General features: G+C 43.0%; 2 protein-coding genes and 1 pseudogene. All 3 read left to right on the top strand.

The window, feature by feature from the left end; genetic code table 11:
* Positions 1-380: pseudogene (locus tag B7Y67_RS16155) on the top strand (hypothetical protein); the annotation flags it as partial.
* A complete protein-coding gene (locus tag B7Y67_RS16150) occupies positions 380-1,717 on the top strand; it encodes an ISL3 family transposase (RefSeq protein WP_293599506.1) in 1,338 nt (445 codons plus the stop codon). The pseudogene B7Y67_RS16155 and the gene B7Y67_RS16150, both read left to right, overlap by 1 nt.
* Before the next feature lie 118 nt (positions 1,718-1,835).
* A partial coding sequence (locus B7Y67_RS16145; RefSeq protein WP_293599505.1) for a hypothetical protein occupies positions 1,836-2,039 on the top strand: 204 nt, incomplete at its 3' end.

The following is a 2,039-nucleotide window of genomic DNA, read 5'->3' as shown; positions in this document are numbered from 1 at the left end:
TCGCTGAAATTGGTGAAACGACTAAAAAAAGCCAGATTGATTATGAGAAAGGCAACAGTTATCCAAAAAGCAATTATCTTGAGTTAATCTCTAAGGTCGGCATTGATGTGTTGTTCGTAGTCACTGGAGTTAAAAGCCCTTCCGAGTATGAACTAGAAATAATCGGAAAGCATCGAGCCGAAATAAAAGCACTAGAAGATCAACAGGCTTTTATTGATAAAGCACTTGAAACTGCTAATAAATTTAGGAAATGGTCTAAAGAATCAGAAGAAGGATTAACATTCTCTACTTTCGTTAACACCTTTGGTTATCAGCAAACCGACGCCAATAAAATGTTTTCTGCATTAGTTAAAATTTTTGATGTATTAGAAGAAGTTTAATGCCCACTAACATCCTGAACCTACCAGCCTTTGACGTGCTTGAAGTGGCAGAAGACGAGCACGACTACCACATTCGGGTTGAGACTAAGCAGTCTCCTAAAGTGTGCGCCTGCTGCGGCTCTGATAACATCATTGGCTCAGGTCGTCGCGAGAACTTAGTTAAAGACTTACCAATGCACGGTAAGCGTGTTGGCATCTACGTCAACCTGCGCCGCATGAAGTGCCATGCTTGCGGTAAAACCTTTTCAGAAACCTTGCCTGACGTTGATGACAAGCGCGGCATGACTAATCGCTTACTAGAGTGGGCAGGTAAACAATCGGTTAGGCGTACTTTTACTTCGATAGCAGATGAAGTGGGTATTAGTGAAGCATCGGTACGCGCACTATTCAAGGACTATGTGACAAAACTTGAGAGCCAAATCAAGTTTGAGACCCCGCAATGGCTCGGCATGGACGAAATCTACTTGATTAAACCGCGTGGTGTTATTGCCAACGTGCAAGATAACACCATGATCGACTTGCTGGTGAATCGCAACAAAGAAACGATCATTCATTACCTGAGTAATCTGAAAGGCAAAGAACAGGTTAAGTACGTCACAATGGACATGTGGAAACCGTATCGTGAAGCCTGTCAGCAAGTAATACCACAAGCCAAGATCATTATCGACAAGTTTCATGTGGTGCGTATGGCGAACAATGCCTTGGAGTCGGTTCGTAAGTCATTGCGTGAATCGCTAACCGCCAAAGAACGTCGTACCTTGATGCACGACCGCTTCATTCTGTTAAAACGCGAGCGTGATCTTAATGAAGAGGAAATCTTGCTACTGTCTGGCTGGACACTGAACTATCCATTGCTTGGTGAAGCCTACAGGCTTAAAGAGAGCTTCTATGGTATTTATGACGCTACCATTAAAGCAGAAGCACAGCAACGCTATCAATCTTGGCTACACAGCATTCCGAGTGATTTGCTGCTAGATTTTGCAGACTTAACTCGCGCCTGTGAGAACTGGCATCCTTGGATCATGAACTACTTTGACCACCGCATTACCAATGCCTACACCGAATCACTCAACAACCTGATTCGTGCGACTAACCGTAAAGGACGTGGTTACAGTTTTGAGGCGTTACGGGCAAAGATGCTTTTCTCTGAAGGCTTGTTCAAGAAAGAAAAAGTGAAGCCTAAATTCAATCGTCGAAGACAGGAGGAGGTAGGTTTTTATATGTCACGCACGCTTATGGATTGTTATGCACCACCAGAGCCAACAACACAAATTGAGAAAAACTTAGGGGTCGATATTAACAAGCTAATTGAGCTGTTAGAAGCGGAGCAGATTTAGTGAAAACAACCGAAAAAAACGAATACCCAAAAAAAGAAGCAGTCTTTTTGCGCTGGTCGGTTGCCTTTGCGTTAGGCTTAGGCTTCGTCGTGGGGGCATTAGCAAGAGGACATATTTAATGGCAAAAATGAGCAAAGAGGAGCGCTTAGAAGCTATTGAGAAAACCAAACAACTAGCAGCACAAGGTTTCAACATGAAGCAAATTGCTGAATGCCTTGGTGAATCTTACGAAACCATTAAATATCGCTGCTGGTCAAATGAAATTCACATTCAGAAAAAACAAGTAAGCGTATCAAACAACCCAGATAAACGACAAAAGGTC

The organism is Polynucleobacter sp. 35-46-11, from assembly GCF_002281105.1.
Note: the sequence above shows the minus strand (reverse complement) of the source record. Positions and strands in the feature narration are given on the sequence as shown.